This window comes from Bradyrhizobium sp. 25ACV (assembly GCF_054863005.1).
This window is the reverse complement of record NZ_JAVAYO010000015.1, coordinates 51,805-66,570: the sequence shown is the minus strand read 5'-3', so window position 1 is coordinate 66,570 and position 14,766 is coordinate 51,805. Positions and strand designations below refer to the sequence as shown.

Genomic DNA, 14,766 nt, shown 5'->3' with positions numbered 1-14,766 from the left:
ACGCAAGTGATTCCGTTTCGGCTATTTGCTGTGTTGATATTTGCGATTGGCTTTGCCTGCGGACCGGCGCATGCCGACCGCCGGGTTGCGCTCGTGATCGGCAATTCTGCCTACAAGAGCGCGCCCAAGCTCGGCAATCCCGTGAACGACGCCACGCTGGTCGGCGGCATGTTCAAGAAGGCGGGCTTTGATTCCGTCGACGTCAGGCTGGATCTCAGTGCCAGCGAGATGCGGCGCATGCTGCGCGAGTTTGCCGGCAGGACTCGCGACGCGGACATGGCGGTGATCTATTACGCTGGCCACGGCATCGAGCTCGACGGCAACAATTATCTCATTCCGACCGACGCGACATTGGAGACGGATGGCGACGTTCTGGACGAGACCATTCCGGTCGAACGCGCGCTGTTCGCGGTCGAGCCGGCGAAGCAGCTGCGCCTGATCATCCTGGATGCCTGCCGCGACAACCCGTTCGCCAAGTCGATGAAGCGCACGCTGGCCTCGCGCGCCGTCGGGCGCGGCCTGGCCAAGGTCGAGCCGACCAGCCCGAACACGATGATCGCCTTCGCGGCAAAGGCAGGATCGACGGCGTCCGATGGCGATGCGCGAAACAGTCCGTTCGCCGCTGCGCTGGTCGAGCATCTGCCGAAGCCGGGCCTTGATCTGCGCAAGGCCTTCGGGTTCGTGCGCGACGACGTGCTCAAGGCTACCGGCTACAAGCAGGAACCCTATGTCTATGGCTCGCTCGGCGGCGACGACGTGCCCCTCGTCGTGCGGCCGGCCGCGACCGGTCCGCAGGCCAACCCGCAGGATGCCATTCGCAGGGATTACGAGCTCGCGCTTCAGCTTGCGACGCGCGACGGCTGGGAAGCGTTCCTGGCGCAATATCCTGAGGGATTCTATGCGAATCTCGCCAAAGGCCAGTTGAACAAGATCGGCGCCGAAGAGACGCGTGCCTCAGCCGAGCAAAAGGCCAAGGCGGCCGAGCAGGAAAAGACGAGGCTGATCGCCGAGCGCGCCCAGAAGGCAGAGCAGGAGAAGGCAGCAGCTGCTGCCAAGGCGGCGGAAGAGGCGCGGATCGCCGCAGAGAAGCAAAAGCAGATCGAGCAGGCGAAAGCGGAAGCGGCCGAGCACCATCGCAAAGTGGCTGAGGCGGCGGCTGCGAAGGCGCTTGCCGAGAAGCAGGCAGTGGAGAAGGCCAAGGCCGAGCTTGCCGCGAAGCAGGCGGCGGAGAGGGCTGAGCAGGCCGCCAAGCCGACGGCCGATCGGCAGATACCCGAAGTCGAGAACCAGAAAGTCGCGGCGCTCTCGCCCGCGCCGGCATCCACGTTATCGGCGGCTGATTTGACAAAATCCGTGCAGAGCGAATTGCGCCGCGTCGGCTGCCTGTCGGCCGCCGCAGACGGCGACTGGAGCGCGACGTCGCAGCGCTCGCTGACGCTGTTCAACAAATATGCCGGCACCCAGCTCGACGTGAAGCTCGCGAGCGTGGATGCGCTCGATGCGCTGAAGGCGAAGCCGGGAAGGGTGTGCCCGCTGGTGTGCAATTTCGGCTTCAAGGCCGACGGCGACCAATGCGTCAAGATCACCTGCCGCGCCGGCTATCGCGTCGGCGACGACAATGAATGCGAGAAGGTCCAGGAGAAGAAGCCGGTCGCGACGCGCGAGGATGCGAAGAGGCGGGATGCGGATCGGAAACAGAGCGAGTCCGCGCCATCGGCGCCGCAGGCGTCGGGACAGATGATCTGCAACAACGCCGGATGCAGGCCGATCGCCAAGGGATGCCGGCTCGGAACTGCCAATCATCCTGCTACTCCTACGGTGAAGATACCGGCTGAAATATGCAACTGATGATGAAGCACATCTTTCGGGCTTGCTCCATCGCGCTGACGGCCTTTGCCTTTTTTGTTGTTGCAGGCTGGCTCGGTTGCAGCCCGGCGCTCGCCGACAAGCGCGTCGCGCTCGTCATCGGCAACTCCGCCTATAAGAGCGTGCCGAAGCTTGCCAATCCCGCGAGCGACGCCGGCTTGATCGGCGGCATGTTGAGGAAGGCCGGCTTCGACACGGTCGACGTCAGGCAGGACTTGAACGCGTCTGAAATGCGCAAGGCGCTGCGCGAATTCGGCGGGCGGACCCGGGATGCCGATGTCGCGGTGATCTACTATGCGGGCCACGGCATGGAGGTGGACGGCACCAACTATCTGATCCCGACCGATGCCGCGCTCGAGACCGACACCGACGTCTACGACGAAGCGTTACCGATCGATCGCGTGCTGGTGAGCATCGAAGCCGCCAAACAGCTTCGTCTCGTCATTCTCGATGCCTGCCGCGACAATCCGTTCGCCAAGTCCATGAAGCGCACGGTGGCCTCGCGCGCGATCGGCCGCGGCCTCGCCAAGGTCGAGCCAACCACTCCGAACACGATGATTGCGTTTGCGGCCAAGGCCGGTTCGACGGCGTCCGATGGAGACTCCCGGAATAGCCCGTTCGCCACGGCTCTCTCGGACCACCTGCCAAAGCCCGGCCTGGATCTGCGCAAAGCGTTCGGCTTCGTGCGCGATGACGTGCTTCGGAGTACTGCGAACAAGCAAGAGCCTTTCGTGTATGGCTCGCTCGGCGGCGATGACGTGCCGCTCGTTCCTGCCAAGCCCGTGGCGACCGGCCCGCAAGCCAATCCGCAGTCTGAGCTCAGGCGAGACTATGAACTTGCGCTCCAACTCGGCACCCGTGACGGCTGGGAAGCGTTCCTGGTGCAATATCCCGAGGGATTCTATGCCAATCTCGCCAAAGGGCAGCTGAACAAGATCGGCGCCGAGGAGACGCGTGCCTCAGCCGAGCAAAAGGCGAAGGCGGCCGAGCAGGAAAAGACCAGGCTTATTGCCGAGCGCGCCCAGAAGGCCGAGCAGGACAAGGCGGCCGCTGCGGCCAAGGTTGCCGAAGATGCTCGCATCGCCGCAGAGAAGCAGAAGCAGATCGAGCAGGCGAGGGCCGAGGCGGCCGAGCAGCAGCGCAAGGTCGCTGAGGCGGCCGCAGCGAAGGCATTGGCCGAGAAGCAGGCGGCGGAGAAAGCCAAGGCCGAGCTCGCCGCAAAGCAGGCGGCAGAGAAGGCGGAGCAGGCCGCAAAGCCGGCCGCCGATCGGCAGCTGCCCGAAGTCGAGAACCAGAAAGTGGCCGCGCTCTCGCCGGGGCCGACACCCACATTGTCGACGGCTGACCTCGCCAAATCCGTACAGAGCGAATTGCGCCGCGTCGGGTGCCTGACGTCGGCTGCTGAGGGCGAGTGGAGTTCGGCCGCGCAGCGCTCGCTGACGCTATTCAACAAATATGCCGGCATCCAGCTCGACGTGAAGCTCGCGAGCGTGGACGCGCTCGATGCGCTGAAGGCGAAGCCGGGGCGGGTCTGCCCGCTGGTGTGCAATTTCGGCTTCAAGGCCGACGGGGATCAATGCGTCAAGATCACCTGCCGCGCCGGCTATCGTGTCGGCGACGACAACGAATGCGAGAAGATCCCGGAGAAAAAGCCGGTTGCGACGCGGGAGGACTCAAAGAAGCGGGAGACGGAGCGCAAGCAAGTCGAGTCGACGCCATCCAAGCCGCAGGCGTCTGGCCAGATATTCTGCAATGCTGCCGGTTGTCGCCCCGTTGGCAAGGGATGCAGAATAGAGCGCGCCAGCACCTCCGATGCGAGCTCGGTGATGGCTGGCCGCACGAGAGAGGTCTGCAATTGAGTGCGTATCGTCTCATTGCTGTGATGGCCTTCGCGACGTGGCTCGTTTGCGGGCCGGCCTATGCCGAGAAGCGCGTCGCGCTCGTGATCGGCAATTCCGCCTACAAGAACACGCTGCGGCTCACCAATCCCGTGAACGATGCTGCCCTTGTCGGCGACATGTTCAAGAAGGCCGGCTTCGATGCGGTCGACGTCAAAACAGATCTCAACGCCTCCGAGATGCGGCGGGTGCTGCGCGACTTTGCCGGGAGGGTTCGCGATGCCGACATGGCGGTGATCTACTACGCCGGCCACGGCATCGAGCTCGACGGCAACAACTATCTCATCCCGACCGACGCGATGCTGGAGACCGACGGCGACGTTCTCGACGAGACCGTTGCGCTCGATCGTGCGCTGTTCGCCGTCGAGCCGGCCAAGCGGCTCCGCCTCGTCATCCTCGACGCCTGCCGCGACAATCCCTTTGCCAAGACCATGAAGCGCATGGTGGCCTCGCGCGCGATCGGGCGAGGTCTTGCCAAGGTCGAGCCGACCAGCCCGAACACGATGATTGCGTTCGCGGCCAAGGCGGGATCGACGGCATCCGACGGCGATTCCCGCAACAGTCCCTTCGCCACGGCGCTGGTCGAGCACCTGCCGAAGCCGGGGCTGGATCTGCGCAAGGCATTCGGTTTCGTGCGGGACGACGTTCTGAAGAACACCGGCAACAGGCAGGAGCCCTATGTCTACGGCTCGCTCGGCGGCGACGACGTGCCGCTGGTGCAGGCGAAGCCGGCCGCTGTCGCGGGGCCGCAGGCCAATCCACAGGACAGCGTGCGCAAGGACTATGAGCTTGCGCTTCAGGCGGGCCTGCGTGAGGCCTGGGAAGCTTTCCTGCAGACCTATCCGGACGGCTTCTACGCCAACCTCGCCCGCGTGCAGTTGAAGAAGATTGCGGCCGAGGAGGAGCGCACGGCGGCGACGGAGAAGGCACGGCTGGCCGAGCAGGAGAAGGTGAAGCTCGCCGCCGAACGGGCCCACAAGGCGGAACTGGAAAAGGCGGCCGCTGCCGCCAAAGCCGCCGACGACGCGCGGATCGCCGCGGAGAAGCAAAAGCAGATCGAGCAGGCGAAGGCCGATGCGGCCGAACGCGAGCGCAAGGTAGCCGAGGCTGCGGCCGCGAAAGCGTTGGCCGAGAAGCAGGCGGCAGAGAAGGTCAAGGCCGAACTCGCTGCGAGGCAAGCCGCCGAGAAAACCGAGCAGGCCGCAAAGTCGGCGGCCGATCGACAGTTGCCCGAGGCCGAGCAGAAAGTTGCTGCCCTCTCGCCTGCACCAGCATCCACCTTATCGGCGGCTGATCTTACAAAATCCGTCCAGAGCGAGTTGCGCCGTGTCGGCTGCCTCACCTCGGCTGTGGAGGGCGAGTGGAATTCGGCCGCGCAGCGCTCACTGACGCTCTTCAACAAATATGCCGGCACCCAGTTCGACGTGAAGCTCGCCAGCGTCGATGCGCTCGATGCATTGAAGGCGAAGCCCGGACGGGTCTGCCCGCTGGTGTGCAATTTCGGCTTCAAGGCCGATGGCGATCAATGCGTGAAGATCACTTGCCGCGCCGGCTATCGTCTTGGCGACGACAATGAGTGCGAGAAAGTATCCGAGAAGAAGCCGGTTGCCATGCGTGAGGATACGAGGAAGCGCGACCAAAGCCGAAAGGAAGCGGAAACCGCTGCCCCAAAATCGGAAGCCTCAGGACAGATAATCTGCAGGAGTGGTGTATGTAGGCCGGTCGCGAAAGGATGTCGCATCGTGCGAGATCCTACCCCGGGTGGCGCTGGCATGGGTCAAGCGGAAGTGTGTAATTAGTCATGCATCGCTGAGCCTGTGCAACGTGTCGAACTCCGGCGGTTGCGCGAAGGCTGTTGTCATGGCTCGCGTTGGGGCCATTGCGAGTAGGTCGGCTCGATCATCCGGCTCTGCGAATGAGATTTATCCCGCTGGCATCCGCGTCTCGACCAAACGCGCCCAGAACGAGGCGCCGTGGCCAAGGATGTTGTCGTTGAAGACATAGGCCGGGTGGTGGCACTCGTTGCCGTCGCCCATGCCGACCAGCACCATCGCGCCGGGACGTGCTTCCAGCATGAACGAGAAATCCTCGGCGCCCATCATCGGGATGAACTTGTCGTTGACGCGATCGGTGCCGACGATGTCGCGGGCGACGTCGGCGGCAAGGCCGGCCTCGCGCGCATGGTTCATCGTCACCGGATACATCCGCGTGTATTTCGTCTCGGCCGAGCCGCCATAGGCGCGGGCGACGCTCTCGGCGACTTCGCCGATGCGGCGCTCGACGAGATCGCGTACCTCGGGATCGAGCGTGCGCACGGTACCGCCGAGCTCGGCAACCTCGGGAATGATGTTGAAGGCGGTGCCAGAGTGAAATTGCGTGATCGAGATGACGGCTGACTTCAGCGGATCGACGTTGCGCGCCACGATCGATTGCAGCGCGTTCACGATCTGCGAGCCGATCAGCACGCTGTCGACGGATTTGTGCGGACCCGCGCCGGCGTGGCCGCCCTTGCCGTGGACGGTGATCTGGATGTTGTCCGAGGAGGCCAGCATCGCGCCGGGCGTGGTTGCGAAATGGCCTTCGGGCAGGCCCGGCATGTTGTGCATGCCGTAGACCTCCTGGATGTTCCAGCGCGTCATCAACCCGTCCTCGACCATGGCCTTGCCGCCGCCGCCGCCTTCCTCGGCGGGCTGGAAGATCATGATCGCCGTGCCGTCGAAATTGCGCGTCTCGGCGAGATATTTGGCGGCGCCGAGCAGCATCGCGGTGTGGCCGTCATGGCCGCAGGCGTGCATCTTGCCGGGGACCTTCGACGCATAAGGCACGCCCGACGTCTCCATGATCGGCAGCGCATCCATGTCGGCGCGGAGACCAATGGTCTTGCCGGAGGCGGATTTGCGGCCGCGGATCACGCCGACGACGCCGGTGCGGCCGATACCCGTCACCACCTCGTCGCAGCCGAACTCGCGCAACTTCTCGGCGACGATGCCGGCAGTGCGGTGGACTTCGTAGAGCAACTCCGGGTTCTCGTGGAAGTCATGGCGCCAGGCGGCCATTTCGTCGGAGAGGGCGGCAACGCGGTTGACGATGGGCATGGGGATCCGTTTCTTCTGTGTTCGCAGGGGTCGATGGGCTGGAAGCGTACTCCGCAGCATCGCGGTCCGCAAATGGTCGCCGGGCTTTCGTCCCCCCGTTCCGTGGCTATAAGGTGAGGCAGCGATACGCTGGGGACGAGGGCAGCCATGACGTTCGGACGCGATAGTCTTGTGCTGGCGGCCTGCTTCTCGGTCATGGCGAGTCCGGCCTTTGCCTGCGATGTCGGCCCGACCGCTGCCGTGATTGGATCGATCAGTCAGAAGATCCAGGCGGGCCAGATCAAGCGGATCGATCTTCTGAAGATCTCCGATCGGCTGCTCGCCAGCATCCCGATCTCGCCGGAGCATTTTTCGAGCTACGCGAGCGAACGCAAGACGCTGGTTTTGACCGCCAGCGACGCGACCGAACTGGCGGCAGCCGTCAAGGCGCTGGCGCCCATACAATTGTCTTACCAGCCCGATTTGCGCTGGCAACTCGTCTTCCTCGATGACGCCGGCAATAGGCTGCACACGATCTTCTTCAGCAAGCGCTACGTACAGGGGCGCGGCCGCGCGGGCTATGTCGACGGCAATATGTGCGGCTTCATCACCGCCACCCTTGGCAGCCCCGCGCTGGTGAAATGGCTGCAGAAGCGACTATAGACCGCAATCGCTCGTGCCCCGGCAGCCACGAGCGTGGCTCCCGGGCGACGAGCGGTGCTCAGCTCTCGCCGAACACGCGCTTGAAAATCGTGTCGACGTGCTTGAGGTGATAGCCGAGGTCGAACTGCTCCTCGATCTCGGCGTCGGTGAGATACTTCTTCACCTCCGTGTCCTTCTTCAGCAGCTGAAGGAAATCGCCTTCGCCGCGCCAGACCGGCATCGCGTTGCGCTGCACCAGCTTGTAGGCGTCCTCGCGGCTCGCGCCCTTCTGCGTGAGCGCCAGGAGCACGCGCTGCGAATGCACGAGGCCGCCGAGGCGGTCGAGGTTCTTCTGCATGTTGGCGGGGTACACTAGGAGCTTGTCGATCAGGCCGGCGAGGCGCACCAGTGCGAAGTCGAGAGTCACGGTGGCGTCAGGACCCATCATGCGCTCGGCCGAGGAGTGCGAGATGTCGCGCTCGTGCCAGAGCACGACGTTTTCCAGGGCAGGCGTCACATAGGCGCGCACCATGCGGGAGAGGCCGGTGAGATTCTCCGACAGCACCGGGTTGCGCTTGTGCGGCATCGCGGAGGAGCCCTTTTGTCCTTCCGAGAAGAATTCTTCGGCTTCCAGCACTTCGGTGCGCTGCATGTGGCGAATCTCGACCGCGATGCGCTCGACCGAGGAGGCGATCACGCCGAGCGTCGAGAAATACATCGCGTGGCGATCGCGCGGGATCACCTGGGTCGAGATCGGCTCGGGGACGAGGCCCATGGCTTTCGCAACGTGCTCTTCGACGCGCGGATCGATCTGCGCGAAGGTGCCGACGGCGCCTGATATGGCGCAGGTCGCGACCTCCTTGCGTGCCGCGATCAGGCGCTCCTTGGCGCGCGAGAACTCGGCATAGGCATAGGCGAGCTTGAGACCGAAGGTGACGGGCTCGGCATGGATGCCGTGGCTGCGGCCGATGGTCGGCGTCATCTTGTGCTCGAAGGCGCGCTTCTTGAGTGCGGCCAGCACCTTGTCGAGGTCGGCGAGCAGCAGGTCGGCGGCGCGAGTGAGCTGGACGTTGAGGCAGGTGTCGAGCACGTCCGAGGAGGTCATGCCCTGGTGGACGAAGCGCGCCTCGGGGCCGACGATCTCGGCGAGGTGAGTGAGGAAGGCGATGACGTCGTGCTTGGTCTCGCGCTCGATCTCGTCGATGCGGGCGACGTCGAAGGTGGCGTCCTTGGCCTTGGCCCAGACCGTTTTGGCGGCCTCTTTGGGGATGGTGCCGAGCTCGGCGAGGGCGTCCGCCGCATGCGCCTCGATCTCGAACCAGATCTTGAACCGGGTCTGCGGCTCCCAGATCGAGGCCATTTCCGGGCGGGTATAGCGGGGGATCATCTGACGGCTCCAGGAAGGTGGGCGGGCGGTCCCAAGGGGCGGCGCCGGCCAAAATGCTTTTTACGCCGTGATTTAACAGAGCAGGCACGGCGAAACAAACGGTCTGGGCCCCGGGAGAGGGGGATCGCCGGGCTATCCACCGGACCGGTTAGCAGGGGTGGCGACCCCAGCCGCAAATATTAACTGTCAATCACGGATCATTGACTGACAGATATTGAAATCTGTCAGCGGGACGTGTATATCCGTTCTCGGACGCTCCGATTGGGCGTCCCGCGACAAGCCCCGGGGAGCCCGACATCCGAACCAAGCTCGGATCGGAGGGCGGATTGAAGAGCGGGGACCGCGGACGAATGGAGACTTAAGACAATGACAACCGAAATCATCAACCTCACCGGCGCTATTGGGCATTGGCTCAATTTGCTGGTGGCGCGCCAGATCGCGGCGCAGGCTGCAAAACTGCCTCATTAGGGCGAGAGCTTTCCGAAACGGCCGGCAGGGGCGCTTCGGAAGCAGCTCTATCGCCGGATAACTGAGCCCAAACGGGAACATGGTGCTGGCATGAATGAAGCCGTTGTCTTGACGCCGGAGCGGATCCTCGAAGTGACCGAGGACGTCTTGCGGCGTTACGGGCTTGCCAAGGCCACCGTGGTCGACGTTGCCCGCGCGCTCGATGTGAGCCACGGCAGCGTCTATCGCCATTTCCCGAGCAAGGCCTCGCTGCGCGAAGCCGTGGCCAAGCGCTGGCTCGACCGCATCGATGCGCCGTTACGTGCGATCACCGAGGAGCAGGGCCCGGCCCCTGACCGGCTCGACCGCTGGCTGCGCACTCTGTTCGCCGCCAAGCGTTCGCGCGTGCTCGACGACCCCGAGATGTTCGAGACCTATCTGACGCTGGCGCGCGAGGCCTGCGCGGCCGTCAAATGTCACAAGGACACCATGATCGACCAGATCTCGGCGATCCTGACTGACGGCGTGAAGCAGGGCGCATTCGCTATCGGCGACGTCAAGACCACCGCGCGCGCGATCTTCGATGCCACCGTCCGCTTCCACCATCCGGCGCATGCCGACGAGTGGAAGGATGCCGATCTCTCCGCGCGCGTTGATGCGACGCTCGCGCTGCTGCTGCGCGGCCTGAAGGCGGCCTAGACCCGGAAGCCTATCTCAACCTCTTGCCTTGTGAAGAAGCGCACTCTCCCGAACGGGGGGCGCGGCCGTTACGTGCCTGCGCGGCTGAAACGCACCGCCGTTGGTCGCCGGTACGACTGGCGGGCTCTCCGGATATGCATTGACCGCGATTTCGACGGCATCCTTTGACCGCTTTCGAAGGCGGTAGAATGTCAGCTCCTGCTCGAGCATGGGGCAGCGGAAGTGGACGACGGCCGTATCGGGCAGGCGGCAAAGTTCATCGATGAGCTCGCCTACGGTGATGATCGGGGGATGGTCGACTGCCTTGTGATGAGCCTTACTCATGGCGATTCCTCCACTCTACTCCTAACCGGAGCCGGATGGCCTCCGTTCCATCGGGCCCGGCAGATTCGAAATCTTCAAGTGACGTGGGGAAAGCGGCAGCCCCGCTGCTAGATCTTCGTCAATCCGCAACTCGCTGCCAGCCGCACCAGCTGCGCGTCGGTGCGCGCGCCGGTCTTGGTCTTGATCAGATAGTGGTAGTTCTGCACTGTCTTCACACTGAGATTGAGATGCGTCGCGATCTGCTCGGTGGTGGCGCCGCCGGCGAACTGGCGCAGGATCTCGATCTCGCGCTCGCCCAGCTGATCCAGCGCTGAGCCCGCCGATAGACTGTCCTCGGCGAGGATATGCGCGATATCGTCGCTCATGGCCCGCTCGCCGCGCGCGACGGCGCGGATCGCGGTGACGACGGCGGACGGTTCGCTGCTCTTGGTGACGAAGCCGCTGGCGCCGGCACCGAAGGCGGCCTTCACCAGCACGGCCTCGTTGTGCATGGTGAAGACGAGGATCCGCGCCCGCGGACTGCGCGCGCGGATGTTGCGGATCGCCTCCAGCCCGCTCGCGCCGGGCATCGAGATGTCGAGCAAGACGACATCGGGATCATGCGCCTTGAACGCGCTGTAGGCGTCCGCGGCGTTGTCGGCCTCCGCCACGACATGCAGATCGCCCTGGCTTTCCAGCACGCGCCGGTAGCCTTGGCGGACGATCGGGTGGTCGTCGACGAGCAACACGGAGATGCCTGTTGCTGCAACCTCGCTCATTTCGCCCTCACGCGGCGAGCGGGATGGTGGCGGCGACACTGAGGCCGCCGCGGGCGGGCAGGATCGAGAGCGATCCGCCGGCCGCCGTGACGCGCTCGCGGATGCCGGTCAGGCCGAAGCCGGCCGATTGCGAGACGCGCTCCGCATCGCCGCCGCCGTCGTCCTCGACGCGGATCAGCAGCACGTCATCCTCGCCGGCCCGGCGTTCGATGCGCAAAGAGATCTCGCGCGCCGCACCGTGACGCAGCGCGTTGGTCAGGCATTCCTGTGCCACGCGATAGGCCGTGGTGGCGGCCGGACCGCTGATGTCAGTGAGGTCGCCCCTGAGATCGAGCTGGATCGTCGGCCGCGCCGCGCTCTGCGAGCGCCAGCTGTCGACGAGATTGACGAGGCTTGCCTCGAGCCCGAGCTCCTCGGGCAGGGGATTGCGCAGGCGTTTCAGCGCATCGCGGAGCGAGGCCATCAGATGATGGGTGGCCTGCGAGATCATCCGCGCATCCTGCGCGATGCCATTATCCCGATTGTCCTTCGTGCTCGCCGTTTCGATCGTGTTGGCGAAGGCGAGAATGGCGGAAAGATTCTGCCCGAACTCGTCGTGCAACTCGCGGGCGAGGGCGCGGCGCTCGTCGTCGCGGATCTCGATCAGGCGCCGCGTCAGCGCGGCGCGCTGCTCGGTGGCTTCCTCCAGCCGGCCGCCGAGCTCGTCGACGGCGCCGCCGATCATCGCCAGCTCCATGGAGCGGAAGCGCGGCAGTTTGGTGCGATACTGCCCGCGCGCCATGCGCTGCAGGGCGGTCACGATCGTGCGCGCCGGTGCCAGCGCATGCGCGATCGCCAGCGAAGCCAGCAGCGCGATCGCCGTCGCCATCAATAGCGCGACGTCAATCACGTTGAGGATGTATTCCCAGGCGAGCGAGACGGCGGCCGCGGCATCCGGCGTCGCGACCACGGTGCCGGCGGTCGCGGCGCGGGGACTGACGGGCCGGACCACCTCGGCGTGGCTGCCGAGGAAGGTCGGCACGATCGCGGCGAACCAGCGCGGCGGGCTCTTGCCCAGCCCCTCGCTCTGGCCGCAGAGCGGCTTCTCGAATGCCGCGGCCGGCTGGAACTCGACGCAGACGCCGGGCGAGATTAGCTTCATGGTCTCCAGGGTGCGCCAGTCCGGAACGGGCAGGAGATGCTCGCGCGCTCTGCTGCTCCGCAACAAAAGCTCGCGCCAATACAGCGCCTGAAGCGCCTGCGCGACCCGCTGCGCCGAGGCCGCAGTCGACCGGTCGACGCTGCGATAGGCGTCGAATGTGGCCCATATGGTTGCTGCGCCAAGGCACAGGGCCACGATAAGCAGCAGACGGGCGACAAGCTGAAGCACGAGGCGCATGCGATCACCCTCGACGTTTGATAAGCTCAGCCTAACAATGCCGCCGCGCCTTGCCAATTGCGGGGTGTGGCGGGATTGCAGCTCGGGCAAATTTCCCAAGCCGGATTGGGCATGGGTCTTTGGACCTGATACGGCGACTTTGATCTAATCGACTGGAAATCTTTGCAGGCCAATCGTTGCGGGCCGGGAGCAATGCAGCATGAGTTCGATCACGATTGGACCGATCGCGGGAACCGCGACCGACCCATCCGAGCGCAGTGCGCTCCTGTTCTGGATGATCTTCACGGGGCTCTCGATCTTCGCCGTCGTGCTGCTGTGGCGGTTCGGCCTGATCCATCTGATGCTGACCTCGGACCGGACCTACATTTCGAGCGTCATCGCGGTGCTCTATGTCCTGACCTGCGGTCACTGCTTCCTGCGCACGCGGGCGATCGCGCGTGAAGGCGCAGCGGCGCGGCGCTGCCGCGAGGCGCTCGCGGCGCCTGACGGCGGCAAGGTGCTCGATGCGAGCGCGGCGGCGCTGCCGCGCGGGCTGGTGCGCGACCACATCCAGAGCCTGCTGACGAAAGCGGCCGCGCAGGGCTACCGCCCGGTCGACCAGACGCTGCTGCTGCGGACGCTCGCGGACCGGCTGCGCGGCTCCAATGGGTTCGGCGCCTTCGTCTCGGATACGCTGATGAAGCTCGGCCTGCTCGGCACCATCGTCGGCTTCATCATCATGCTGGCGCCGATCGCGGGGCTGGATGCCGCCGACAAGGTCGCGATGCGCTCTTCGATGGGGCTGATGAGCGACGGCATGGCGGTCGCGATGTACACGACGCTCGCCGGCCTCGTCGGCTCGATCCTGGTCCGCATCCAGTATTACATGCTGGATGCCGCGACCCAGCGTGTGTTCTCGGATGCGGTCGTGCTGACCGAGACCTATGTGACGCCCGTGCTGGAGCGCAAGGGGGCTGAAAAGGGGGCTGGAATCAAGGGTGCCGGAATCCCGTCATGATGGATGATTTCGGCCTCTATCCGCGCGAGGAGCCGTTCGATCCGCTGGGCGTGATGCTGTTCAAGGCGCTCCAGGTGATCGCGTTCCTATTCTTTCTTGCGCTGCTCGCGGTCTCTCCTGATGCCAAGGAGGGCAAGATCGATTCCAAGGCTGAGTTCATGATCACGCTGGACTGGCCGGACAGCCACCCAGACGATCTCGACCTGTTCGTGCAGGATCCCGCCGGCAACATCGCCTGGTATCGCCATCGTGAGGCCGGCTTCCTGACCCTCGATCGCGACGACCGCGGTGGGGCCAACGACTTCATCATGGTCGCCGGCAAGAAGATCGCCTCGCCGATCCGCGAGGAGATCGTCACGGTGCGCGGCATCGTCGCCGGCGAATACACCGTCAACGTCTCGCATTTCGTGGCGACGACCAGCGAACCCGTCACGGCCAATGTGAAGGTGCAGAAGCTCAATCCGACCGCGCAGGTGGTCTTCGACAACAAGTTCACGCTCGACCACACCGGCGACGAGAAGACCGCCGTGCGGTTCCGGCTCGATGCCGAGGGTAAGGTCATCGACGTGAGCCAGCGGCCGAAATCGCTGCTGGAGACGTTCCGCAGCAGCTGGCGCAACGGGGCCGATCTCGACCCGAGAACCGGTGTGAGCAGTAACGCCAAGAGGATACGCCGTGACTAATCTGCAAACGGTCATCCTCACGCTGTCGGTTGCCTATGCCGTGATCGGCGCGCTGCTGCTGATCGTGCTGGTCTATGGGCGGCTGCACTGGTCGTTCAAGGCGGTCGCGGTGGTGGTTACCAGCGCGTTCTACATCGTCAGCTTCAGCGAGATGCGCGGGCTGCTCGGCTGGGCCAGCACCGACCGGCTGCCGACGACCTTCAAGCTGCTGAAGTCCCGCATCGTCGAGCCGCATTCGCTTCAGGGTGATCCCGGCTCGATTTATCTGTGGGTCGAGCAGCTGGACGAGGACAATCGCCCGAGCGGTATCCCGCGCGCCTTCCGCGTGCCCTACGACGACAGGCTCGCCGACAAGACCCATGCCGCGGAGAACGAGATCGCGTTGGGACATCCGCAAGGTGGCCGCGCCGCGGATTTCGGCGGTGGTGATGGCAGCCTCATCGACATGGTCCGCGAATATGTGACGCCGAAGACCATTTTGGAGACCACCGGCGGCGATTCCTCGACCGGCGAATTCCTCGCCCCGCCGGCCGGCGCGCAAGGCGTGAGCTTCACCCCGCTGCCGCCGCCCCGGATGCCGCCAAAGGACGAGCAATAGGCTCTTCATCATCAC

The 14,766-nt window shown here is 64.9% G+C and carries 12 protein-coding genes; 8 read left to right on the top strand and 4 right to left on the bottom strand.

The annotated features are described in order from the left end of the window. Positions 1 to 6 precede the first annotated feature (6 nt). From RAD04_RS29205 to RAD04_RS29195, 3 genes are read left to right on the top strand one after another with little or no spacing between them, the layout of a single operon-like run. Positions 7 to 1,848, top strand: coding sequence for a caspase family protein (locus RAD04_RS29205; protein WP_461626568.1), 1,842 nt, complete (start codon positions 7 to 9; stop codon positions 1,846 to 1,848). Continuing rightward, positions 1,848 to 3,725 carry a caspase family protein gene (locus RAD04_RS29200; RefSeq protein WP_461626663.1) on the top strand — a complete coding sequence of 626 codons (1,878 nt, stop codon included), beginning with the start codon at positions 1,848 to 1,850 and terminating at the stop codon, positions 3,723 to 3,725. The genes RAD04_RS29205 and RAD04_RS29200 overlap by 1 nt, the downstream gene beginning before the upstream one ends. 23 nt (positions 3,726 to 3,748) lie before the next feature. Next, positions 3,749 to 5,563 (top strand): caspase family protein, encoded by a 1,815-nt coding sequence (locus RAD04_RS29195; RefSeq protein WP_461626662.1) that lies wholly within the window; start codon positions 3,749 to 3,751, stop codon positions 5,561 to 5,563. Positions 5,564 to 5,686: 123 nt separating this feature from the next. On the opposite strand, the gene RAD04_RS29190 is transcribed toward RAD04_RS29195, so the two are convergent. Then, positions 5,687 to 6,859 (bottom strand): M20 aminoacylase family protein, encoded by a 1,173-nt coding sequence (locus RAD04_RS29190; RefSeq protein WP_028142874.1) that lies wholly within the window; start codon positions 6,857 to 6,859, stop codon positions 5,687 to 5,689. A 147-nt stretch (positions 6,860 to 7,006) separates the two neighbouring features. On the opposite strand from RAD04_RS29190, the gene RAD04_RS29185 reads away from it, so the two are divergent. Next, positions 7,007 to 7,501, top strand: a complete 495-nt coding sequence (locus RAD04_RS29185; protein WP_461626567.1) for a hypothetical protein — start codon at positions 7,007 to 7,009, stop codon at positions 7,499 to 7,501. Positions 7,502 to 7,559: 58 nt separating this feature from the next. Here RAD04_RS29185 and purB read toward each other — a convergent pair whose 3' ends face one another. Continuing rightward, a complete protein-coding gene (gene purB / locus RAD04_RS29180; protein WP_014494164.1) occupies positions 7,560 to 8,867 on the bottom strand; it encodes an adenylosuccinate lyase in 1,308 nt (435 codons plus the stop codon). A gap of 558 nt (positions 8,868 to 9,425) precedes the next feature. Here purB and RAD04_RS29175 point away from each other — a divergent pair. Beyond that, positions 9,426 to 10,013, top strand: a complete 588-nt coding sequence (locus RAD04_RS29175; protein WP_461626566.1) for a TetR family transcriptional regulator — start codon at positions 9,426 to 9,428, stop codon at positions 10,011 to 10,013. A 431-nt stretch (positions 10,014 to 10,444) separates the two neighbouring features. Here RAD04_RS29175 and RAD04_RS29170 read toward each other — a convergent pair whose 3' ends face one another. Together RAD04_RS29170 and RAD04_RS29165 are read right to left on the bottom strand one after the other, a co-directional pair. Continuing rightward, positions 10,445 to 11,095 carry a response regulator gene (locus RAD04_RS29170; protein WP_461626565.1) on the bottom strand — a complete coding sequence of 217 codons (651 nt, stop codon included), beginning with the start codon at positions 11,093 to 11,095 and terminating at the stop codon, positions 10,445 to 10,447. 7 nt (positions 11,096 to 11,102) lie between these two features. Beyond that, the gene (locus RAD04_RS29165) at positions 11,103 to 12,473 is read right to left on the bottom strand and encodes a sensor histidine kinase (protein ID WP_461626564.1); all 1,371 of its coding nucleotides are present in this window, start codon (positions 12,471 to 12,473) and stop codon (positions 11,103 to 11,105) included. A 199-nt stretch (positions 12,474 to 12,672) separates the two neighbouring features. On the opposite strand from RAD04_RS29165, the gene RAD04_RS29160 reads away from it, so the two are divergent. The 3 genes from RAD04_RS29160 to RAD04_RS29150 are packed head-to-tail and all read left to right on the top strand — an operon-like array spanning position 12,673 to position 14,751. After that, positions 12,673 to 13,470: a MotA/TolQ/ExbB proton channel family protein gene (locus RAD04_RS29160; RefSeq protein ID WP_461626563.1), complete on the top strand. Its 798-nt coding sequence runs from the start codon at positions 12,673 to 12,675 to the stop codon at positions 13,468 to 13,470. Further along, positions 13,467 to 14,153, top strand: coding sequence for a hypothetical protein (locus RAD04_RS29155; RefSeq protein ID WP_091965919.1), 687 nt, complete (start codon positions 13,467 to 13,469; stop codon positions 14,151 to 14,153). Before RAD04_RS29160 ends, RAD04_RS29155 begins: the two co-directional genes overlap by 4 nt. After that, positions 14,146 to 14,751, top strand: coding sequence for a hypothetical protein (locus RAD04_RS29150; protein ID WP_461626562.1), 606 nt, complete (start codon positions 14,146 to 14,148; stop codon positions 14,749 to 14,751). Before RAD04_RS29155 ends, RAD04_RS29150 begins: the two co-directional genes overlap by 8 nt. Positions 14,752 to 14,766: the final 15 nt, after the last annotated feature.

What these genes read in the sequence shown, in the direction of transcription:
- RAD04_RS29185 (WP_461626567.1), top strand. Translation starts at nt 7,007, where the DNA reads ATGACGTTCGGACGCGATAGTCTTGTGCTGGCGGCCTGCTTCTCGGTC.
- RAD04_RS29160 (WP_461626563.1), top strand. Translation starts at nt 12,673, where the DNA reads ATGAGTTCGATCACGATTGGACCGATCGCGGGAACCGCGACCGACCCA.
- RAD04_RS29195 (WP_461626662.1), top strand. Translation starts at nt 3,749, where the DNA reads ATGGCCTTCGCGACGTGGCTCGTTTGCGGGCCGGCCTATGCCGAGAAG.
- RAD04_RS29200 (WP_461626663.1), top strand. Translation starts at nt 1,848, where the DNA reads ATGATGAAGCACATCTTTCGGGCTTGCTCCATCGCGCTGACGGCCTTT.
- RAD04_RS29165 (WP_461626564.1), bottom strand. Translation starts at nt 12,473, where the DNA reads ATGCGCCTCGTGCTTCAGCTTGTCGCCCGTCTGCTGCTTATCGTGGCC.
- RAD04_RS29170 (WP_461626565.1), bottom strand. Translation starts at nt 11,095, where the DNA reads ATGAGCGAGGTTGCAGCAACAGGCATCTCCGTGTTGCTCGTCGACGAC.
- RAD04_RS29190 (WP_028142874.1), bottom strand. Translation starts at nt 6,859, where the DNA reads ATGCCCATCGTCAACCGCGTTGCCGCCCTCTCCGACGAAATGGCCGCC.
- RAD04_RS29155 (WP_091965919.1), top strand. Translation starts at nt 13,467, where the DNA reads ATGATGGATGATTTCGGCCTCTATCCGCGCGAGGAGCCGTTCGATCCG.
- RAD04_RS29175 (WP_461626566.1), top strand. Translation starts at nt 9,426, where the DNA reads ATGAATGAAGCCGTTGTCTTGACGCCGGAGCGGATCCTCGAAGTGACC.
- purB (WP_014494164.1), bottom strand. Translation starts at nt 8,867, where the DNA reads ATGATCCCCCGCTATACCCGCCCGGAAATGGCCTCGATCTGGGAGCCG.